General features: G+C 42.3%; 17 protein-coding genes and 2 tRNA genes. 12 read left to right on the top strand and 7 right to left on the bottom strand.

From position 1 onward, the window contains the following. Positions 1–25: 25 nt before the first annotated feature. From BCY91_RS06750 to panC, 3 genes are all read right to left on the bottom strand, one after another. Positions 26–1165, bottom strand: coding sequence for an acyl-CoA dehydrogenase (locus BCY91_RS06750; RefSeq protein WP_120181205.1), 1140 nt, complete (start codon positions 1163–1165; stop codon positions 26–28). A 107-nt stretch (positions 1166–1272) separates the two neighbouring features. Beyond that, on the bottom strand, positions 1273–1623 hold the full coding sequence (panD, locus tag BCY91_RS06745; RefSeq protein ID WP_120181204.1) for an aspartate 1-decarboxylase: 351 nt from the start codon (positions 1621–1623) through the stop codon (positions 1273–1275). A gap of 35 nt (positions 1624–1658) precedes the next feature. Then, entirely contained in the window at positions 1659–2489 is an 831-nt protein-coding gene (gene panC / locus BCY91_RS06740) for a pantoate--beta-alanine ligase (protein ID WP_120181203.1), read from the bottom strand. A gap of 152 nt (positions 2490–2641) precedes the next feature. Between panC and BCY91_RS06735 the strand changes: the two genes are divergently transcribed. From BCY91_RS06735 to BCY91_RS06720, 4 genes are all read left to right on the top strand, one after another. Next, a complete protein-coding gene (locus BCY91_RS06735) occupies positions 2642–3466 on the top strand; it encodes a glycogen/starch synthase (protein WP_120181202.1) in 825 nt (274 codons plus the stop codon). An 18-nt stretch (positions 3467–3484) separates the two neighbouring features. Then, complete coding sequence (locus BCY91_RS06730) at positions 3485–4858, top strand: DUF4270 domain-containing protein (RefSeq protein WP_120181201.1); 1374 nt, start codon at positions 3485–3487, stop codon at positions 4856–4858. Positions 4859–4929: 71 nt separating this feature from the next. After that, complete coding sequence (gene glmS / locus BCY91_RS06725; protein WP_120181200.1) at positions 4930–6771, top strand: glutamine--fructose-6-phosphate transaminase (isomerizing); 1842 nt, start codon at positions 4930–4932, stop codon at positions 6769–6771. A gap of 71 nt (positions 6772–6842) precedes the next feature. Next, complete coding sequence (locus BCY91_RS06720; RefSeq protein WP_120181199.1) at positions 6843–7775, top strand: hydrogen peroxide-inducible genes activator; 933 nt, start codon at positions 6843–6845, stop codon at positions 7773–7775. On the opposite strand, the gene BCY91_RS06715 is transcribed toward BCY91_RS06720, so the two are convergent. After that, positions 7772–8674, bottom strand: a complete 903-nt coding sequence (locus BCY91_RS06715; protein ID WP_317124681.1) for a S66 peptidase family protein — start codon at positions 8672–8674, stop codon at positions 7772–7774. The two genes, BCY91_RS06720 and BCY91_RS06715, sit on opposite strands and share 4 nt — an antisense overlap. A 65-nt stretch (positions 8675–8739) precedes the next feature. On the opposite strand from BCY91_RS06715, the gene metG reads away from it, so the two are divergent. The 5 genes from metG to BCY91_RS06695 all read left to right on the top strand — a co-directional run bounded on the left by metG (position 8740) and on the right by BCY91_RS06695 (position 12553). Next, positions 8740–10800 carry a methionine--tRNA ligase gene (metG, locus tag BCY91_RS06710; RefSeq protein WP_120181486.1) on the top strand — a complete coding sequence of 687 codons (2061 nt, stop codon included), beginning with the start codon at positions 8740–8742 and terminating at the stop codon, positions 10798–10800. Between the two features lie 184 nt (positions 10801–10984). Next, a tRNA-Arg gene (locus BCY91_RS06705) sits at positions 10985–11059 on the top strand. 12 nt (positions 11060–11071) lie between these two features. Next, a complete protein-coding gene (locus BCY91_RS06700) occupies positions 11072–11314 on the top strand; it encodes a GIY-YIG nuclease family protein (RefSeq protein WP_120181198.1) in 243 nt (80 codons plus the stop codon). A 39-nt stretch (positions 11315–11353) separates the two neighbouring features. Further along, positions 11354–11414, top strand: a tRNA-Arg gene (locus tag BCY91_RS17570). Positions 11415–11608: 194 nt separating this feature from the next. Further along, positions 11609–12553, top strand: a complete 945-nt coding sequence (locus BCY91_RS06695) for an aldo/keto reductase (protein WP_120181197.1) — start codon at positions 11609–11611, stop codon at positions 12551–12553. A 75-nt stretch (positions 12554–12628) separates the two neighbouring features. Here BCY91_RS06695 and BCY91_RS06690 read toward each other — a convergent pair whose 3' ends face one another. Further along, positions 12629–13762, bottom strand: coding sequence for a cytochrome-c peroxidase (locus BCY91_RS06690; RefSeq protein WP_120181196.1), 1134 nt, complete (start codon positions 13760–13762; stop codon positions 12629–12631). After that, the gene (locus BCY91_RS06685) at positions 13759–14829 is read right to left on the bottom strand and encodes a TonB-dependent receptor plug domain-containing protein (RefSeq protein ID WP_262696787.1); all 1071 of its coding nucleotides are present in this window, start codon (positions 14827–14829) and stop codon (positions 13759–13761) included. The genes BCY91_RS06690 and BCY91_RS06685 overlap by 4 nt, the downstream gene beginning before the upstream one ends. On the opposite strand from BCY91_RS06685, the gene BCY91_RS06680 reads away from it, so the two are divergent. The 3 genes from BCY91_RS06680 (at position 14817) to BCY91_RS06670 (ending at position 20343) form a co-directional block, all read left to right on the top strand. Beyond that, positions 14817–15320, top strand: coding sequence for a helix-turn-helix transcriptional regulator (locus BCY91_RS06680; RefSeq protein ID WP_182995321.1), 504 nt, complete (start codon positions 14817–14819; stop codon positions 15318–15320). The genes BCY91_RS06685 and BCY91_RS06680 overlap by 13 nt on opposite strands. Before the next feature lie 311 nt (positions 15321–15631). Next, on the top strand, positions 15632–19318 hold the full coding sequence (locus BCY91_RS06675) for a T9SS type B sorting domain-containing protein (RefSeq protein ID WP_120181193.1): 3687 nt from the start codon (positions 15632–15634) through the stop codon (positions 19316–19318). Beyond that, positions 19315–20343, top strand: coding sequence for a PorP/SprF family type IX secretion system membrane protein (locus tag BCY91_RS06670; RefSeq protein WP_120181192.1), 1029 nt, complete (start codon positions 19315–19317; stop codon positions 20341–20343). Before BCY91_RS06675 ends, BCY91_RS06670 begins: the two co-directional genes overlap by 4 nt. 99 nt (positions 20344–20442) lie before the next feature. On the opposite strand, the gene thrC is transcribed toward BCY91_RS06670, so the two are convergent. Further along, complete coding sequence (gene thrC / locus BCY91_RS06665) at positions 20443–21750, bottom strand: threonine synthase (protein WP_120181191.1); 1308 nt, start codon at positions 21748–21750, stop codon at positions 20443–20445. Positions 21751–21771: the final 21 nt, after the last annotated feature.

Genomic DNA, 21771 nt, shown 5'->3' with positions numbered 1-21771 from the left:
ATGTAAAAATACGAGCGAACGGCCTTTATTTCAAAACACTGCGAGAAATTACCATTTTTTGTATCTCTGATGTGCCTTCGTAGATCTGCGTAATTTTGGCATCGCGCATTAAACGCTCAACATGATATTCTTTTACAAAACCGTAGCCACCGTGGATCTGAACGGCCTCTACCGTAGTTTTCATAGCAACTTCAGATGCAAATAACTTTGCCATTGCGCTCGCCTTTGCGTAAGGCAAATTTTGGTCTTTTAACCAGGCCGCATGTAACACCAGCCATCGGGCAGCTTCTATCTCTGTGGCCATATCTGCCAGTTTAAAAGCGATAGCTTGATGTTCGGAAATGGCCTTACCAAAGGTTTTACGCTGTTTGGCATAAGCTGTGGACATTTCAAACGCGCCCGCTGCAATGCCTAAAGCTTGCGCCGCAATACCAATACGTCCGCCGTCTAAAGTTTCCATCGCAAACTTAAATCCAAAACCTTCTTCACCTATCCGGTTTGCTTTAGGTACTTTAACATCGTTAAACATTAAAGAATGCGTATCGGAGCCGCGTATGCCCAGCTTATTTTCTTTTGGGCCAATGGAAAAACCTTCCGCACCGCGCTCTACAATTAAAACATTAATACCATGGCTGCCTTTGGCAACATCTGTTTGGGCAATAACCAAATAAATACTGGCTGAGCTTCCGTTGGTAATCCAGTTTTTTGTACCATTTAATACATAGTGGTCGCCTTTATCAATGGCGGTAGTATGTTGAGAGGTGGCGTCAGAACCAGCTTCGGGCTCCGACAGGGCGAAAGCGCCTAAAAGCTCGCCACTGGCTAATGGCTTCAGATATTTCTCTTTTTGAGCCTCTGTGCCGTATTTCTCTAAACCGAAACAAACTAATGAGTTATTTACAGACATGGCCACCGCTGCGGATGCGTCTATTTTAGAAAGTTCTTCTAAAGCCAGTACATAAGATATGGTATCTAAACCGGCACCATAATAAGCAGGATCCACCATCATCCCCAAGAAACCTAGCTCGCCCAGCTTTTTCATTTGGTCTTTGGGAAAAAGCTGCTTTTCGTCGCGCTCTATAACGCCGGGCTTCAGCTCTGTTTCGGCAAAATCTTTCGCCGCCTGGCGAATCATCAAATGTTCCTCGGTAAAGTTAAAATCCATGGCTTGCAGTTGGTTTACACCAAATATAACAATTGTTATGCAAGCATAGTATTTAGAAAGAAAAGATTATCTTTTTAAAACCCGTGTAGAGGGGAGGGGGTGGGTAATTATTTTATAAGTTTGTTGTTATCGTCTGGGAACACCAACACCGGCTCGTATTTTTTTGCTTCCTCAAAGTCCATATGTGCGTAAGAAACGATAATTACAATATCGCCAATTTGCGCCAAACGTGCGCAAGAACCGTTAAGGCAAATGGTGCCGGTACCGCGTTCGCCTTTGATGATATAAGTTTCAAAACGTGCCCCATTATTATTGTTTACCACCTGCACCTTCTCGTTCGGGATCATGTTAGCGGCATCTAATAAATCCTCATCAATGGTAATACTGCCCACATAATTCAATTCGGACTGTGTTACTTTTACCCTGTGGATTTTAGATTTTAAAACTTCAATTACCATGCTGCAAAAATAAAGAATAGAATTTACAAATAATGTTAGGGCAACATCATATTATCAATGAGGCGCGTTTCGCCAACAAAACAAGCCACTAAAACTATCGCGTTAAGCTTATCATCGGTAGCTAATAAATTATCGCGATCTACAATTTTCAAATATTCAGCTTCAAGCTGGTAGTTGCTCAGTATCGCCTTTCCTTCTTGTTCAAGCTGGGCGTTGCTTAGTTTGCCAAAATTATCCTTTATATATAATAAGGTATTATAAAGCGCCAGCGACTGCTTCCGTTCCGCATCATTTAAACGCACATTACGCGAGCTCATGGCTAAACCGTCTGCTTCGCGCACGATGGCACAAGGCACCAATTTAACGGCTAAGCGAAAATCGCTCACCATTTTTTTAATCACCAAATACTGCTGGTAATCTTTTTGGCCGAAGAAAGCCACATCGGGTTGCACCAAACTAAACAGCTTATGCACAATTTGCGTTACGCCTTTGTAATGGCCCGGCCTAAACTCGCCTTCCAAAAGCGTGTCGAGCGGACCTACCTCATAATCCCAAGTTTCACCTTCCGCATACATTTCGGCAACATCGGGGTTAAAAAGCACATCGCAACCAACGGCTGTCAATAATTCAATATCCTTTTCAATAGGTTTAGGGTATCTTTTTAAATCGTCCGCGTTGTTAAACTGCGTGGGGTTTACAAAAATAGTGGCCACGCTAAGGGCACAGTGTTTTTTGCTTTCGCCGATGAGCGACAGATGCCCAGCGTGCAAAGCGCCCATAGTAGGCACCAAACCGATGGTTTTGCCGGTTTCGCGCTGTAGATGCAGATATTGGCGAAGCTGACTTTGGGTATGAAAAATTTTCAAAAACGCTAAAATTTGAGAGGCGCAAGTTGGCTAATTTGTTCTGAAAATACAACGGGGCATTTACGAAAAACATTGTAACTGTGCAAGAATTTTGTTATATTTGCGCTTCGAAAAAAAATAATCTTAACAAAAACTTATCACAGATTTAGGAGATGGGAAAAACCAAGCTTTTGTTTATCACTCATGAAATGTCGCCATTTCTGGACTTAACAGCAATATCAAAAATAACAAGAACCTTGCCTCAGGCCATGCAAGAAAAAGGCTTCGAGATTAGGATTTTAATGCCACGTTTTGGAAACATCAACGAGAGAAGAAACAGACTGCATGAAGTAATCCGCCTTTCGGGGATGAATATCGTAATAGACGAGAACGACAATCCTTTGATCATTAAAGTGGCCTCTATCCCGGCTGCCCGTATGCAGGTGTACTTCTTAGATAATGAAGATTATTTCCACAGAAAATATGTTTTTAACGACGCCAAAGGCAAATTTTATGCAGATAATGATGAGCGCACCATTTTCTTCTGTAAAGGCGCATTGGAAACCGTAAAGAAATTAGGCTGGGCGCCAGATATTGTGCACTGCCACGGTTGGATGAGTTCTTTAGTACCTGCTTACCTAAAAACAAACTACAAAGACGACCCTACCTTTAAAGACGCCAAAATTGTTTATTCTATTTACGAAAACGGTTTTGACGGCACGCTTGGCGATAATTTTGCTAAAAAAGCGCTGATGAAAGGCATGGAAGAAAAAGATACGGCTTCTTACGCCGCAGGCACAAACAATGCTTTGGTAAAAGCCGCGTTAGAGTATGCAGACGGGGTGGTTTTAGGTGCCGAGACTATTGATGAAGACTTGTTAAACTTTGTTAAAAAATCGGAAAAACCTGTTTTAGACCACCAAGCTACAGCAGATATGGAAAATTATTACAATTTTTACCAAGAAATTGCCACTGATGAATTAGTGTCTGTAGCTTAAAAACATTCAAAACATTATATGAGATTCCAAAAATCAGACTTATTAACCTTGTTAGTAAGTCTTTTTATTTTTACGGGCTGTGAGAATCCGAGCAGTATAGGCTTAGATGTTGACCCGGATATAGAACTGAACAGCAAACTGGTAGATACCAGCACGGTGGTTACCAAACTGCTAAAGCGGGATACCATTGCGGTAAACTATACAGATCAAAGCGTTTTGGGCTACTTTAAAGATCCGGCTTTTGGCGAAACCACCGCCAGCATTGCAATGGCACTTACCATGCCTAGCACCAATTATAAATTTGGCACCAACCCCATTATAGATTCGGCGGTATTGGTTATCCCTTACCTTAACTTTTATGGCGATAGCTTAAACAGCACTTTCACGGCAGAAGTTAGAGAACTAAACGAGGTTTTATATAACGAGTCACAAAAAGTTTATTTCTCTAATAAAACGTGGGATAAAAAAGCAACTATTTTAGGTTCCGCTACTTTAAAAACAAGCTATAAAGACAGCATTACTTTGCAGGATATCCGTACGGGATTATCAGATACTGTTAAAAAAGTGCCTGCACAGTTGCGTGTTAAATTAGATGCAAACTTTATAAAAAGCAAAATCATTGAAGCCGACTCGCTTAAGAAAGTGTCAAACCTAACGTTCAACAACTATTTTAACGGTTTATATTTATCGGTAAATAAAAGCGCCACTACAGGCAATGGCGGTTTGTTTGGGCTTAACACCTCCAGCAGCGGCGCCGCACGCTTGGAGATTTTTTACCGCAACACCAACACATCGGGCGGTTTAGATACACTAACATCCACCTTCAACATTACTGCGGCCAATGCAGCCACCGAGCTAAAGTGGGAAACCAATGGTACAGCCGTAGAAACAGCGCTGGCCAGCAATACTACCAACAATGATTTGCTGTACCTGAAAGGTTTAGGCGGCACTTATATAAAAGTGAATTTCCCTTATCTGCAAAAACTGAAAGCTTTGGGCTCTAACGTAACTATCAACCGCGCGGAATTGGTTTTTTATATTGATGACAATAACGATTACGCACCTTTGGACCGTTTACGCATTTACAGATGGGATATCGCCCACCGTCCGCAGTATGTCCCGGATGAAAACCCGAGCGATGCGCGTTACATGGGGCCAAATTTTGTGGGCGGCTTTTACAGCAAAGCCAATAAAGCTTATACCGTTAACTTAACCGGCTACATTCAGGATTTAATGCGGGGCCAGCTTAAAGATTACGGAACCTTTATTAGCGCCGAAGATTTCACCAGCAGCACGGGAAGTCTTAACAACTTAGGCCGTTCTATATTGGGAGGCGGAAGCAACACCAACTATAAAGTAAAATTGCGTGTGTTTTACACCGATCAAAAGTAAATTTTTCAACTCTTTATAAATGAAACTATATTTTGTAGATTAGCCGCCATCTACAAAATATAGTTTTTTTTATGTGCGGAATTGTTGGTTACATTGGATTTAGAGATGCTTATCCCATCGTTATCAAAGGCTTACATCGTTTAGAATATCGTGGTTACGATAGCGCCGGCGTAGCTTTGTTAGATGAAACATCCAACTTAAATATTTATAAAAAAGCAGGTAAAGTTGCCGACTTGGAAGGCTTTATCGAAGGCCGGGATCACTCTGGAACCATCGGCATGGGCCACACCCGTTGGGCCACACACGGCGCACCAAATGATCGCAACTCGCACCCGCACCAATCCGGCGACGAAAAACTAGCCATCATCCATAACGGAATTATCGAGAACTATGGCCCTTTAAAAGAGGAGCTGATTAGCCGTGGACATGTTTTCAAAAGCGATACGGATACCGAGGTACTTATCCATTTAATTGAGGATATCCGCCAGGAAGCAGAAATCGACTTGCAAAAAGCAGTGCGCGAAGCTTTAAAACAGGTAATTGGCGCTTATGCAATAGTAATCATGAGCAAGGAGGACCCTGAAATGTTAATTGCCGCGCGCAAAGGCAGCCCAATGGTAATTGGCGTTGGTAAAAACGAATATTTTATTGCTTCTGATGCAACACCAATTGTAGAGTACACCAAAAACGTAATTTATTTAGACGATAACGAGATTGCCTACCTTAAAGCAGATGAGTTGGTAATCCGCTCTATCGATAATGAGGTAAAAACGCCTTACGTACAACAGCTGGAAATTAAGCTGGAAATGCTTGAAAAAGGCGGTTACGACCACTTTATGTTAAAAGAAATCTACGAACAACCGCGTTCTATCGGCGATTGTATGCGTGGCCGTATTTATCCGCTAGAAGGAAAAGTGAAGCTGGGCGGCATTAAAGAATACACAGAAAAATTTAAAAATGCGCACCGCATTATCATTGTTGCCTGCGGCACATCATGGCATGCGGGCTTAGTTGGCGAATATCTGATTGAAGAATATGCACGTATACCGGTTGAGGTAGAGTACGCCTCGGAGTTTAGATACCGCAACCCAATTATCACCGAAAATGATATTGTAATAGCTATATCGCAATCTGGCGAAACGGCGGATACGATGGCGGCCATTGAAATGGCTAAAGCTAAAGGCGCTACCATCTTTGGAATCTGTAACGTAGTAGGTTCTTCTATTCCACGTTTATCAGATGCTGGTATTTATACACACGCAGGTCCAGAAATTGGCGTGGCATCTACTAAAGCGTTTACCGCGCAGGTTACTGCTTTAACTTTGATGGCCTTTTATATGGCCGAGAAAAAAGGCACAATTGCTCAAACAAAATTAATTGCTTTGTTGAGCGAGCTGGAACGCATCCCGTCTTTAGTGGAACGTGCGCTACAATCTGACGGACTGATCCGAGAGATTTCAGAAAAATTCAAAGACTCTAGAAACGCATTGTTTTTAGGCCGCGGAAGTGGTTTCCCTGTTGCTTTAGAAGGTGCCTTGAAACTGAAAGAGATTTCTTACATCCATGCCGAAGGTTACCCCGCGGCAGAGATGAAGCACGGACCAATTGCGCTGATAGATGAACAGATGCCGGTAATTGTAATTGCTACCAAAAACTCATCTTACGAGAAGGTAATTTCCAACATTCAAGAAGTAAAAGCACGTAAAGGAGTGGTAATTGCCATTGTAACCGAGGGCGATACTGAAGTGGTGCGCATGGCGGATTATTCAATAGAAATTCCGAGTGCGGACGAAGCGTTTTTGCCTCTATTGGCTACCATTCCGCTACAATTGCTATCTTACCATATTGCTGTTTTACGTGGCTGTAATGTAGATCAGCCAAGAAACTTAGCTAAATCCGTAACGGTCGAATAATATTTAAAGGAGGGCAACCCTCCTTTTTTTATGCTCTTTCTACTTTCGATAGTTTTTCTCTATATTGTGCAATGACTATTGTACAATTGGAATATGCAGTTGCTGTTGATACTTACAGAAGCTTTGTTTTAGCCGCCGAAAAGTGTTTTGTAACGCAGCCAACGTTGAGTATGCAAATCCAAAAACTGGAAGAGCATTTAGGCGTAAAACTATTCGACCGATCAAAACAGCCCATAAGCCCAACCGAGATAGGTGTTGAATTAATAGAGCAGGCGCGGGTAGTTTTGCAAGAAAGCGCTAAAATGCGCGAGATAATTGAAGAGCGTAAAGGCGAAATTAGCGGAGAACTAAGAATGGGCGTAATACCAACCGTGGCGCCCTATCTCATCCCGAAAGTAATTGGAGGCTTCATTGAGAAATATCCAAAAATAAAACTCTCCATCTCCGAGCTTACCACCGAAAACATCATCCAAAAAATAAAAGTGGGCCTATTAGATTGCGGCATTTTAGCTACGCCCTTAGAGGAAGATTTTTTGATAGAGCGCCCGGTTTATTACGAAAATTTTGTGGGCTACCTAAGCAAAAACAGCAAGATATTTAAGAAGAAATCTCTAAATGCAGAGGATTTAGATTTTGACCATCTGTGGCTGTTAAATGAAGGGCACTGTATGCGCAACCAAGTTTTAAATATCTGCCAGCATGGTAAAGGCGACCATCACCAATTAAATTACAATACAGGCAGTATTGAAACCCTGATAAAAATGGTGGATTTAAACGACGGAATTACCATTTTGCCCGAGCTATCTTTGCAGGATTTCGGAGTTAAACAGATGGACCGGGTGCGTTATTTCAAAAGCCCCGAACCAAGCCGGGAAATAAGCATTGTGACCCATAAAAACTTCATCAAAAAACGGATGATTGATGCTTTAGAGCAGGAAGTATTGCAAAGTATCCCAAAAAGGATGAAAAGCACCAAGAAAAAAGAAGTTATCGATATCCATTAAGCACCGGCAAATCGCAAAGAACATCCATCATCGCTGACAGTCAACTCCGCATGCCTTCCCAAAACTAAGGCCCTATTGTCGGCCAAATGCCCAGCAGGAAAACCAAAGCAAACCGGAAAAGAGTATTTGCTTACAATTTCCGATAAAATTTCTTCGGTGCTAAACCCAAACGCGGGTTCATCTTGCTCAATATTAGTAAAACCGCCAAGTACCATCCCTTTCAAATGCTTAAACTTACCGGCGCGGTCAAGCGCACGCAACATTCTATCAACGGCATAAGCATACTCACCTACTTCTTCGATAAATAAAATTCTATCGGCATAATCTATATCGCTGGCAGAAGCTATACTATTTAACAATAAAGTTAAATTACCGCCTATAATTTCTCCAGTTGCATTTCCCTGTTTGTTAAACGGATTTGTAGCAATTTGATAATACAGTGGCTCGCCAAATAGCGCACGGCGCAAGCTTTCCAAACCTTCGAAAGAGCTTTCGGAAATGGTTGAAGGCATTTGCCCATGTATGCTCTGCAAAGCCATTGTCTGTAATTGCAGGTGAAAAACCGTGATATCACTAAATCCGACAATCCACTTTGGGTTTAAAACCAGCGGCGTCCAATCAATGTCGTCCACAATACGCAAACAGCCGTAGCCGCCACGGGCAGCAATAATCGCTTTGATAGATGGGTCATCTATAAAACCTTGCATATCCTTCGTGCGCAGGGCATCTGTACCGGCAAACTGATGGTATTTGGCGTTAACTGTTTCACCCAAAACTACCTCCAAACCCCAAGATTGCAACAAAGCAATAGCCTGCGTCATAGGTTCGCGTAAACTTTTAGCGGGGCAAGTGATGGCAATTTTATCTCCTTTTTTAAGGTAACCCGGATGATTCATCATAACTTTTGGCAACAGATTTTAATATTATCAATTATCTTTGCAAATTAATAAAACACCCCTACGTTTTGACGACAAAAAACCCTAAAAAATATACGGTGACATCGGCTTTGCCTTATGCCAATGGACCGCTTCATATAGGCCATTTGGCTGGCGCTTACATTCCGGCCGATATATTTGTAAGGCATTTACGTTTACAGCAGAAAGATGTAGTTTACGTTTGTGGTTCTGATGAGCATGGCGCTGCAATTACCATCAAAGCAAAAAAAGAAGGTACTACGCCCCAAGCTATTATTGATAAATACCACAATCAAATCAAACAAAGCTTTGAAGATTTTGGTATCGGGTTCGACATTTACCACCGCACATCCGCACCCATTCATCATGATTTATCCAAAGAGTTCTTTTTGAATTTGTATGAGAAAGATGAGTTTGTAGAAAAGTTTTCGGACCAGTATTACGATGAAGAATACCATCAGTTTTTAGCCGATAGGTACATTACAGGCACTTGCCCAAGTTGTGGTAACGACAGTGCCTATGGCGACCAGTGCGAAAAATGCGGCACTTCTTTAAGCCCCACGGAACTTATAAACCCAAAATCTACGCTGAGCGGCAAAACTCCGGTTTTAAAACCTACGAAACATTGGTATTTACCTTTAGATAAATATCAGCCTTGGCTAGAAAAATGGCTTTTAGAAGGCAAAAAAGACAACTGGAAAACCAACGTTTATGGGCAGTGCAGCTCTTGGCTGAAACAGGGTTTACAGCCCCGCTCTATGACACGCGATTTGGACTGGGGCGTTGATGTGCCTTTAGAAGAAGCCGAGGGGAAAAAGCTTTATGTATGGTTAGACGCTCCCATCGGCTATATTTCTGCTACCAAACAATGGGCTTTAGATCATGGAAAAGATTGGAAAAGCTATTGGAAAAAACAAGAAAACCCCGAAGATGATGCATGCTTAATCCACTTTATAGGAAAAGACAATATTGTTTTCCATTGTATTACGTTTCCGTCTATATTACACGCCCATGGTGAATACATTTTGCCCGAACATGTACCTGCCAATGAATTTTTAAATTTAGAGGGCGACAAACTTTCAACCTCCAGAAACCACGCGGTTTGGTTGCATGAATATCTAGAAGAATTGCCTAACAAACAAGATGAACTGCGTTACGTGCTTACGTCTATTATGCCCGAAACTAGCGACAGCGAATTTACTTGGAAAGACTATCAAGCACGCATAAACAACGAGTTGGTTGCTATATTGGGCAACTTTGTAAATAGGGTGATGATTTTAATGCACAAGTATTTTGAAGGTAAAACACTTGGCGCAACATCTTTGAAAGATGATACCTTGCAAAACCAGTTGAAAGAAGCTTATACAGAAATAGATACTTATTTAAATGACTTTAAGTTTAGGAACGGGGTAGCGAGATTGATGGATGTTGCGCGTTTAGGAAATAAGTATCTTACCGAAAAAGAACCTTGGAAAACCTTTAAAGAAAAACCAGAAGAAACCCGCGAGGTTCTACAAAACTGCTTGCACATTATTGCGCATTTAGGAAGTTTATCGCAAGCATTTTTACCACGTACGGCTACCAAAATTTTTGCGATGTTGAATTTGCCAGAAACCGGCTTGTACCAACAGGACTTTAAATTTGCAGATGGTCACCAATTAAGCACACCAAGTCTTTTATTTGAAAAAATTGAGGATGAACTGGTAGAAAAACAGCTGGCCAAACTCAACAGTAAAAAACCAGTTGTTGAAGAACATACCGCAAAAGACGCTTTACCGGCTAAAGCAAATATTAGTTTTGATAATTTTGCCAGCTTAGACATCCGCGCGGGAAAGATTTTAGCTGCCGAGAAAGTTGCAAAAACCAAGAAATTGCTGAAATTAACGATAGATACCGGATTGGACGAACGCACGGTGGTATCGGGTATTGCAGAATATTATAACCCAGAAGACATTGTTGGTCAGCACGTAAGCATCCTGATTAATTTAGAACCGCGGGAAATAAAAGGAATACTTTCGCAAGGTATGATTTTAATGGCCGAAAATTCGGACGGAAAACTTACTTTTGTGACGCCTACCCAAACGTTTGCACCTGGCAGCGTAATTAGGTAGCATATTGGTCCCGTAGTTCAACGCCCGCCCGGCCAAACGCCGTTCGGACGGGGATAGAATAGAAGTTGCCTAAACTTTAAAACTAGGAATGTATTGGTCCCGTAGTTCAACGCCCGCCCGGCCAAACGCCGTTCGGACGGGGATAGAATAGAAGTTGCCTAAACTTTAAAACTAGGAATGTATTGGTCCCGTAGTTCAACGGATAGAATAGAAGTTTCCTAAACTTTAGATGTGAGTTCGATTCTCGCCGGGACCACCAAAATGTTGTTTCATGTTCTACGCCTATGTTTTAAAAAGCGAAAATTTCGATTATTGTTATAAAGGGCATTGCGAAAATCTTAACGAGAGGCTTAAACAACATAATTCCGGTAACACGAAATCGAATAAGTTTTACATTCCATTTAAAATCGTGTATTTCGAGGAATTTGATAATGTGAAGGACGCAATCTTAAAGGAAAAATATTTTAAAACCGCTGCGGGACGACGATATTTGAAAAGCAAAATCATCATTTAATCCAATGTTAGCCTGACTGAATGCCGTGCGGAGGGGAAGATTGCAGGCAAGGAAGTTTCCTAAACTTTAGATGTGAGTTCGATTCTCGCCGGGACCACCAAAAACCTGAGAAAAGCTATCGATAATTTCGCTTATCCAAGCCTCAACTTCTTAATACGCCACCGTCTCCTAATTGCTGCCTAAAGGTTATATCTATCGTTTCAGCAAAAGAATATCAACTTTTGGTGCTATTATGGTGCACGGATAAAGGTTAGCTTTAAGAAGCAAAACATTACGAAACATATTTTTGAAAAAATGGAGAAAATACAGATTAACAACACCGATTTAAAGATTGGCCGCATCAATTTTGGGGGCAATGTATTTGGATGGACTTTAAATGAACAGCAATCTTTTGAAATTTTGGATGCATTTACAGATGCTGGATTTAACTTTATTGATACTGCCGACACCTACTCTTGGTGGGTGAACGGAAAAGGTGGCCAATCTGAAACCATCATTGGCAACTGGCTAAAACAAAGAGGCAACCGCAAAGATATGGTGATAGCCACAAAAGTCGGCTCAGAAACTAAACAACACGGCTTCGATATCAGCAAAAAGCATATCTTAAAATCTGTAGATGAAAGTTTACAGCGCCTGCAAACAGACTATATTGATTTATATTACACACATTTTGATGATAATAAAACGCCTGTTGAAGAAACGCTGTCTGCATATGACGAAATTATAAAAGCAGGAAAAGTACGTTACATTGCGGCGTCTAACCTATCTCCAGAAAGGCTGGTGGCGTCTTTTGATGTTGCCGAGAAAAACAATCTTCCAAAGTATGTGGCCTTACAGCCTCATTACAACCTGGTTGAGCGTGCCAATTACGAAAAAGATTACTTGCCTTTGGTTGAAAAACACAAGCTCAGTGTTTTCCCTTATTGGGCACTAGCATCAGGATTTTTAACCGGGAAATACCGCAGCGAAGCCGATTTTGGAAAAAGTGTACGCGGCGCCGGTTCAAAAAAATATTTAAACGATAAAGGCTTTGCCGTATTAGACGCTTTGGATAAAGTAGCTACAAAACACAGCAGTAAGCAGGCCACGGTCGCCTTAGCTTGGCTTTTAGCCCAGCCAAACATTGGAGCGCCAATTGTTAGCGCAACAAGCCAGCAACAGTTACAAACTTTATTTGATGCACCAAAACTGAAATTAGACACAGAAGATTTAGCACTGTTAAACAGCGCGAGTGCGTAATTATCCAACTAGATAATGCAAAAAATAACCCACCAAATGATTGAAATTGGCGGGTTTATTTTTAACAGTCTCTGTTTACTGAGGCAATACCGGAGGTTGAACGCCTGGCCGACTACTGTTCAAACTTCCCAAAAAAGCTAATAATGCGTTGCGTTCATCGTAACTTAGGTTAAGCTTTTTAATATGTGGCGATAAGGTTCCAGCTATTTTTTGCCCTTGCAACTGAGGCAAAGAATCTATCAATAAATCTACCATCTCATCTAAAGATGCTACAGTTCCGTTATGCAAATAAGGTGCGGTATAAGAAACGTTGCGCAAGCCTGGCGTCCTAAACTTTCCCCTATCAATGGCTTTATCTGTAAAATTTGCACGTCCGTAGTCGTACTGCCCGTCAAAATCCAAAGAATAACCCAAGTTATGATACTCTAAATCGGTAAAAAACGGCCCGTTATGACAATTAATGCATCCCGCTTTAGTGCGAAAAAGATGCATCCCTTCAATCTGCTCGTCACTTAAAGCCGCGTAATCGCCCTCAACGAAATCATCAAACGCAGTTTTACCGCTCTCAATACTATTAGAAAACGCCGCTATGGCATTTAAAATCTTTTCTTCCGTAATGTCTTCGTTTCCATAAGCCGCAACAAACATCGGCTTATAGCCCACAATTGCCTTTAAGCGTTTTGGCAGATCCGAAACCTTGCCGGCCATTTCGTGTGGCGATTCTATTGCCAAAGTAATTTGCTGAGCGGATGTTGCCGCCCGCCCATCTAACATTAAATTCCCATTTAAATACCACGAATTTTGGATGTTGGGCGAATTTCTGTTGCCTCCCCCGGCTGCTACAATGGCTTTATCTGTCCAGTAGTTTGCTGGTACATGGCATGATGCGCAAGAATTGTTACGGTTGCCTAAGCGGTTATCAAAAAACAGGGCTTTGCCCAGCACCAGCATTTCTTCACTGGCGGGCTTAGGGTTAGATATGAAAACAGCTAGCTCCGTTTGTTTAACACCTTGGTACCAATTTGCTTTAGGCCAATTTTGCGGTGCGGTGGAATAGCGTTGTCTTAAAGGTCGTGTATCTTCTTTCTCCACATCGGGCTTGTCGGCTTTATTACCACTTTTAGCACAATTCGCTAAACTTAGTGTTAGGCAGGCCAGTATCGTAAAAACAACAACAAATCGAGTTTTAGTGTTTAAAACACTCATCATAGCTTATTGTTTAAACGATAAGTCATCCCCACAAAAAATAACCTACCCGGCTGCGACGGCACTTTTTGATCTACAAAATTCAGTAAGTTCTCTGCCGTGAACCTTAGGGACAAATTTTGTTTGGGAAGCTTTTTTTCCAGACCTGCATTTAGCAGATAATGCCCGCGCACAAAAGTGTCAAACCTATCTAAATAACCGTTATTGTTTTTGTCGCTAAAAGGATATTTGCCACGGTAGCTTACACGCACATTCGCCGTAAGTTTTGGCGCCGGAAAAGTATAAAAAACACGTCCGCTAAACATATGCACCGAGCGGTTTTCGATGCCCCAATAATCTGATGGCGACGGACTGTAATTTACGTATCCCGTACTTGGATCAAACAGCGGCATACCGTATTTTCCGCCTTCGCGGATTTCATCAGCCACGCTTTGGTCTTTTGCTTCCAGATATTGGTATCCGCCACTTAGCTGAAGTTGATCCGTAGCTTTAAGACTGAAAGAAAGCTCGGCCCCTTTATAAAAAGCACGCGCAAAATTGCGGTAAGCATATATAAATCTGCCTTGTATATCTTTTCCAACCAGCACGGGGTTAATTTGGTTCACAATATCATGATAAAAGATACCGCCCTCAACGCGGATATTTTGTGCTAGGTTTTCAAAGATGAGGCTGGCATTGTATGATTTGCTCATCTCTGCATTAAGTGAAAGCCCTTTTATCTCGTTGTAAACTGGCTCCAACTCGTACTGGCTCACTTGGCCGCTTTCGCGGAGTTGATTAATCGTATTGCGCAGTACTGCGCTGCCCACCATCATGTAATTATAAGCCGGGTTAAACGAAACCTGATAAAGCTTGCGCATATCCGGAGCTTTAAAGCCGGTACTGTACGCCGCTTTGGCGGTTAAAAAAGGCGCAACTTTATACTGGACCGCAAGAAAAGGGTCTAAACGCCAGCCGTAATTTACTATAAAATCATACCGGCCACCCGCGGTAATCTCCAAAGCATCATAGGGTTTCCAATTAACTAATTGAAGCTGGCGCGCAACCGCTAGATAGCTTGAGTAACATATTGCTGAGCCCAGAAAAACAACGTATTTTAAACCTACTCTCCAACTTCAACAACACCAAAAAAAACGGACGCAAACTGTTAGAGGATCTGCTATTGGAGTTACTGTACTGCCAGCTAAAAGCAACTTACCGCAGTCAACAGCTAGAAAAAGACTTTGGCAATGACCATGACATTATTAAACTTGAAAAAGCGAGCGCGTTGCTAAAAAGACGGTTCGCTGTTCCGCCTAATCAGAAGGATTTATCGCGGGAGATAGGTTTAAATGAATTTAAGCTCCGCAAAGGCTTCAAAACCTATTTCGGCTCAACCGTTTATGAGTACATTACGCGTTTACGCATGGAGAAAGCCCGACAACTTTTGTGCGATGAGAAATTAGCGATAAGTGAAGTGGCTACTATGGTTGGCTTTTCTCATCAAAACAACTTTAGCATTGCATTTAAGAAATATTTCGGCTTTCCGCATAGCAGGGTAAAACCAACAGTAGGCTTTTAAATTTGCGCAAAACCGTCATCCTAAAAAGCATCTGAATAATTAGCTGGATTACACTTTCCTTCGTTAATACACTGCTTTGCCACATTTCTTATGTGCTTATGGGCAATCATTCTTAACGGCATTCCTTAAACAAGCGTCCAAACTTAGTATTCTAAAACTTTCAAAAGAAGGCGTGTGCTATTTCTTTTTACAAATTTCCCTGCGAGCGAAAATAATTTAGCTTTATTTTCATCAAATGCCAACACAAATCATTTATATTTAAAAAATCACCAATTGCACCTATCTGCATAGAAACATCTATGCTTAAATAAATGATAAAATCTGCTTTAATAACAGCTTTTAATTTTTTGGCAGTAAGCTTAAGCTATGCGCAAATATGTGGCACACCGGGTTTAGACGGTGCTGCAAATGCAGCTTCCGCTGTTAACACCTATTACCCGCCAGCGGCCAAGGCTTCTATCCCAGAGGGCGGTAGATCGGTAACTTTATTAGCGGTGCCGGCAACAGACGCCTATAATAATAGCTTTGGCAGTCAGCAGATTAAAGCAGGAGATATGGTGCTCATCATCCAAATGCAAGATGCGCAGATAAATTACGATAACACCATAACCTACGGTGCGGGCATCCCTAATTCTGGGCCAGACGGCTTAGGAGGCACCGGTTATAAATACATAAATAATACAGGATATTTTGAATATGCCATTGCCACTAATGATGTCCCATTAACGGGAGGCAATCTTAATTTTAGGGCCGCAGGCTTAAATAAAGGCACCGTTCACGCTTATGTTAACCAACCGGGCGACGCGTACAGGGGGAAAAGAACTTTTCAAATTGTAAGGGTGCCTCAATATTCTAATCTGTTGCTTACATCAAACATTTCCACACCGCCTTTTAACGGGTCTGTAGGCGGTATTGTGGCTTTTGATGTTTCGGGAAGCATGAACTTTAATGGCCGTAAAATAGATGCTTCTTCTAAGGGATTTAGGGGAGGATATGGACTTAAGGCCAATTCGGGTAATAACGTCGCTAATATCTACGCGGTTTCTTCTAGCTCGACACAAGCTTCGGGCAAAGGAGAAGGTATTGCGGGAACGCCCAAGTTTATGTGGGACGGCTATAACGAAGTTACGTTGCCAGAAGAAGGTTTACCAAGAGGGGCTTTCGGAAAGGGCGCACCCGCAAATGGTGGTGGTGGAGGAAATGACCATAATGCCGGTGGCGGAGGCGGCGGAAATGGAGGTTACGGCGGTGTGGGCGGCAACGGCGTAAGTACAATGGGCAGCGATTTCCCGAACGGGGGCAGGCCAGGTTCTACCACTTATCAAAACACGCCTGATCTGAAACGCTTGATTATGGGCGGCGGTGGTGGTGGCGGAGATGCCAACAATTCGCTTAGTGGTGTAAAAGGGGGCGTTGGTGGCGGCTTAGTACTGATCAATGTAGGCAGCATAACCGGTAGCGGAATTGTGCTGGCCAACGGCGGAAACGGGGAGATAGGTGCCGTAGGATCGGCACCAGACGGTGCCGGAGGTGGCGGCGCCGGCGGAACGGTGTTCCTTAAAGTTTCCAATCCGGATACTTCATCTACCTTAACTATTGAGGCCAAGGGCGGAAACGGCGGAGACACCCCGACTGATAAGCAGGGAAATAAACATGGAACTGGCGGCGGCGGAGGTGGCGGACTCGTATTCTTTTCGATGCCGCAAACAGCCAAAGTTTCCATAAATATATTGGGTGGCAAAGCCGGAAGCACCCCGGAAAACTCGGGCGAGAAACATGGCGCCCAAGACGGCACAAATGGCCAGAGCATCCGTTATAATATAGCCGACTTACCCGCGTATTTGCAAAGTGGCGGGGCTTCGTGTTATCCCATATTACACACTACTTTAAAGAGCCAAAGTCCCGCCGGCAATGTTTTTAAAGGCAGCAAGGTAGAATACACTGTCCAAGTTTATAATGCCCAGAACGTGGGAAATGCAGGCGGTGTAATGGTAGAGGGTTTATTTTCGCAATATCTTCTTTGTGATAGCATTTCGGCTACCATAACCGGAGAGACTAAAGTTACTAACCCGGGCAGCATATTTGAAGTATCCCACGGGAAACTCAACATTCGCACCGGCCCGTTTAACATTCCTTCGGGAGACACATTAACTTTAAAATTAAAATTCACAGTAAATTGTGCTGCGTCTTTAGGCATACTGAACGCTAGCGCGCAGGCTTTATATCTTGACCCTACAAGAACGGCGTCAGACCCTCAACGGCTTATTACCGCGAAAACAGATGCTTTCGGATCAGCAAAAACATCGTATGAAGCCAATAACAGCCCTGTGCCAGGCGGCAATTACGATGGAGAAAGTACCACCCAAGAAGACATTAAAATCATCGCCACGCCGGCAGTTTCCTCAAATTCAATAGCACTTGCAAAAACCGTTTTTTGCGATACCGGCGACGCCGAACTTATCAAAGGAAGCACGCCATCGGGCGGAAATGGCGCTTACCAATATCAATGGCAATCGTCACCCGACGGGACAACTTTTAACAATATCCCGGGTGCAACTACAATTGATTATGATCCGCCACAAAGCCAAAGCTCCGTTTCTTATCGCCGAGTTGTAATATCTGCATGTGACTCTACAAGCAAAAGCAACGTGATTAAAGTTGTTGTAGGCCCAACGCCCATAGCCAATTTTCAAACTCCCGATATTTGCCTTAAAGATGCATCTGCAACTTTCGTCAACAACTCTACTATTGCAGACGGTAGCAACCTCACTTATTTGTGGGATTTTGGAGATCCTGCTTCTGGAACAAAAAATTTTTCCACCGAAAAAGATGGCACACACCTCTATCATCAAGCAAAAACTTATCAAGTAAAACTTACAGTTAGGTCCGCACTTACCGGATGCGCCACCGTGATTGAAAAAGCATTTACGGTAAACGGAAGCATACCTAAAGCTGATTTTGAGCTTGTGAACGAGGATAATCTTTGTGTTGACGCAGGTATACGGTTTAAAGATTTGGCTTCTGTTGATTTTGGTGAGATTACTAAAATAGACTGGTATTTTGATTACGACAACCGTCCCGACCAAAAAGAAAGCGATGAATATCCCGAATTGAGAGGAAGCGGATCCAAAAGAGTGTACACCCATTTTTATCCGGAGTTTTTTACACCGCTAAGTAAAACGGTTAAAGTGCGAATGGTTGTTTACTCGGGCCAGAGCTGCGCGGATGTGCAGGAAAAAACAATTATTTTGAAAGCTGCGCCTCAGATTGCTTTTGACAGCATACCGGCTGTTTGTATTAATGATGCCCCCTTTTTAATTAGCCAAGCGAAAGAGAACAACGGCTTACCCGGAAAAGCGATTTTTTCTGGTAACGGGGTTAGTAGCGACGGTGTATTCTCGCCAGCTGTGGCCGGAGAAGGCATACATACCATTAACTACGAATTTGTAAGTAGCAATGGCTGTAAAAAAGCGCTTCAGCAAACTATTCAGGTTTTCGCTAATCCAAAAATCAATTTAAACCGCGAAGAAACTATTTTAGTAGGCGGATCCGTCGCATTAAATCCTTTAGTTTCTGGAAGCGGCTTAAGCTATGCCTGGTTTCCCCAAGAAGGGCTTAGTGCCTCAACTATCTTAAACCCCGTAGCGTCGCCCTCACAAAACACCACCTACCACCTGATTGTGACTAACCAATTTGGTTGCAGCACAACAGACAGTGTAACGGTAAGAGTGTTGCAAACGCCACAAATCCCGAATGTTTTTACGCCAAACGGAGACGGGATAAATGACACATGGAATATTAAGTATCTAGAAAGCTATCCTTCGCCTATGCTCACATTATATAACCGTTATGGCGATATTGTTTACCAAGGTATTTATACACAGGGCTGGAACGGCAAAAAAGGCAACCAAGATTTACCCGAAGGGGCATATTACTACATCATCAATATCCCAGAAAAAACGCTTAAATATTCTGGATCTGTAACTATCGTAAGATGAAGGAAATAGCGCGCTTTCTTTTTTGGCTTAGCCTTGCTTTTGCAGTTACACCTTTTAAATTCGCCGCTGCCCAACAAAAACCGCAGTTTACCCAATATATTTTAAATAATTACATCGTTAACCCGGCGTTGGCGGGGATAGAGAATTACATTGATGTAAAAGCATCGCACCGACAACAGTGGAAAGGTTTAGATGGCAGTCCTGAAACAAATTACTTAAGCCTGCATTTCCCTTTGGGCAAAAAAGATGAAAAAACTACCGCTACTTCTTTCAACATGACGGGGACAGGAATGTATGTGCATAACTATCGCGAAGACTACGCGGCTTCTGAGCCTCATCATGGTTTGGGTTTTATATTTATGGATGACAAAGCCGGTCAGCTTAAACAAATCTCGGGAAGCTTAACTTACGCTTACCATATGGGCTTGTCTTCGCGGATAAACATTGCTTTGGGTATAGGTATTGGATTCTTAAAAACAGGCCTAAACGCCACCACTTTAGATCCTGAAAATGATGACGATCCTGCTCTTGTGGCTGCGCAAAGTGGCAAAATAGCGCCAGACTTAAACATAGGGTTTTGGATGTATGATTATAATTACTTTATAGGCGCCTCTGTACAACAACTTTTGCCGCAAAAAACAACAATACACGGAAATGATAATTTCACAAACCGTAAAACCGTACCGCATTATTTCGCTACCGCCGGCTATAAATTTTGGTTAACAGATAACATCTCGCTAATTCCGTCATTAATGGCGAAAATGGCTCAGCCTGCTCCGCTATCTGTAGATTTTAACGCCAAGCTAGCTTTTAAAGATAAATTTTGGGTTGGAGGCAGCTACAGAAGCGCCAAAGTTTACTCGGGCATACTGGGCTTTAACATCTCTTCGCTTTTACACATCAGCTACGCTTATGACTTTACCCGTTCGCAATTGAACACAGTTTCTGACGGAACCCAGGAGATTATGCTTGGCTTAACTCTTAATAACAAGCTTAAAATACTACAACCTACGCGGTTTTGGTAAGATATTAAAAATGAGCTGAACTTGCTACGGCGTTTATTAATCCTGATTTAACAACCGCATTTTACTTTTTAAAATATTACCGAACCGTTGTTCCCGCGATTATTCATTTATCAGAAAAGCTTTAAACTCTTCAAAGCTTTTGCCCATCTGTTTTACCTGCTTTTCTTTTTGATAAAGCGCTTTTACTTGTTCTGGTTCTTCGTAATTAATGCCTAATTCGCCAAAAACATCCGGAAATTTACACGGATGTGCAGTAGATAAAATCACGTAAGCCGCTTTGTCTTTGTTTTGTTCGTCATCAGCTTTGATGTCTTTCACAGCTAAATATCCGGTTGCGGTGTGCGGACAAAGCACATATTTTTTGCGATTGTAAACTTCAGAAATAGCAGTTTTTATCTGCTCGTCATTATAGGCGTAGGCGCCCACCATTTGCTTAAGCGCATCCAAATCTTTCCCAAACATGTCCATAATACGTACAAAATTGCTCGGGTCGCCAACGTCCATAGCATTAGCTAAGGTTTGCACAGATGGTCTTGGCTGATAGTTTCCGCTGGTTAAATACTGCGGCACGATATCATTGCTGTTGGTAGCGGCAATAAAACGCTTTACAGGTAAACCCATTTTATAAGCCATTATGCCGGCCGCAATATTGCCGAAGTTGCCACTTGGAGTTACGAAAATTATATCCTCATAATCGTTTTTCAAACGCGCATAACTGTTTGCATAGTAAAACATCTGCGGAATTAAACGGCTGATATTTATGGAATTTGCCGAAGTAAGGTTGAACTTCTCATTCAGCTCGGGATCATGAAAGGCTTTTTTAACCAGGGCTTGGCAATCATCAAAAGTGCCATCAACAGCAATAGCTTCAATGTTGTTGCCGTTGGTAGTAAGCTGCAATTCCTGTATAGGGCTAACTTTTCCTTTCGGATACAGAATGGTTACTTTAATGCCCGGCACATCTAAAAAGCCTAAAGCTACGGCGCCTCCGGTATCGCCAGAAGTAGCTACCAAAATGCGGATTTCCTTTTGCTCCTTTTTAAGGAAATGCGCCATAATACGGCTCATAAAACGCCCGCCAAAATCTTTAAACGCTAATGAAGGGCCGTGAAACAGCTCTAATATGTAGGTATCATCCTGTAGAGGCACCAAAGGCGCATCAAAATTTGCAGCGTCATTTATAATTGCACGTAAATCTTGGGCAGAAATATCATCTTTTAACAACGCATAGGCCAAATCAAAAGCAATTTCCTGTAGCGATTTTTTATCCCATCCGGCAATTACTGCATCATCTAACTTAGGCAATACATTGGGCATGTAAAGACCTTTATCTGCCGGAAGGCTATTGAAAACAGCAGTTTCTAAATCAACGGCTAAATTATGGTTGTTTGTAGAGTAAAGTTTCATGTTTCGGTTGTTAGGTGTCAG

The sequence above is a fragment of the Pelobium manganitolerans genome, from assembly GCF_003609575.1.
GTDB lineage: Bacteria > Bacteroidota > Bacteroidia > Sphingobacteriales > Sphingobacteriaceae > Pseudopedobacter > Pseudopedobacter manganitolerans.
Note: the sequence above shows the minus strand (reverse complement) of the source record. Positions and strands in the feature narration are given on the sequence as shown.

Bases quoted from the DNA above. Each gene is read 5' to 3' on its own strand.
- BCY91_RS06750 (WP_120181205.1), bottom strand. From the start codon at position 1,165: ATGGATTTTAACTTTACCGAGGAACATTTGATGATTCGCCAGGCGGCG.
- panD (WP_120181204.1), bottom strand. From the start codon at position 1,623: ATGGTAATTGAAGTTTTAAAATCTAAAATCCACAGGGTAAAAGTAACA.
- BCY91_RS06735 (WP_120181202.1), top strand. From the start codon at position 2,642: ATGGGAAAAACCAAGCTTTTGTTTATCACTCATGAAATGTCGCCATTT.
- BCY91_RS06730 (WP_120181201.1), top strand. From the start codon at position 3,485: ATGAGATTCCAAAAATCAGACTTATTAACCTTGTTAGTAAGTCTTTTT.
- glmS (WP_120181200.1), top strand. From the start codon at position 4,930: ATGTGCGGAATTGTTGGTTACATTGGATTTAGAGATGCTTATCCCATC.
- BCY91_RS06720 (WP_120181199.1), top strand. From the start codon at position 6,843: ATGACTATTGTACAATTGGAATATGCAGTTGCTGTTGATACTTACAGA.
- BCY91_RS06715 (WP_317124681.1), bottom strand. From the start codon at position 8,674: ATGATGAATCATCCGGGTTACCTTAAAAAAGGAGATAAAATTGCCATC.
- BCY91_RS06700 (WP_120181198.1), top strand. From the start codon at position 11,072: ATGTTCTACGCCTATGTTTTAAAAAGCGAAAATTTCGATTATTGTTAT.
- BCY91_RS06695 (WP_120181197.1), top strand. From the start codon at position 11,609: ATGGAGAAAATACAGATTAACAACACCGATTTAAAGATTGGCCGCATC.
- BCY91_RS06690 (WP_120181196.1), bottom strand. From the start codon at position 13,762: ATGATGAGTGTTTTAAACACTAAAACTCGATTTGTTGTTGTTTTTACG.
- BCY91_RS06675 (WP_120181193.1), top strand. From the start codon at position 15,632: ATGATAAAATCTGCTTTAATAACAGCTTTTAATTTTTTGGCAGTAAGC.
- BCY91_RS06670 (WP_120181192.1), top strand. From the start codon at position 19,315: ATGAAGGAAATAGCGCGCTTTCTTTTTTGGCTTAGCCTTGCTTTTGCA.
- thrC (WP_120181191.1), bottom strand. From the start codon at position 21,750: ATGAAACTTTACTCTACAAACAACCATAATTTAGCCGTTGATTTAGAA.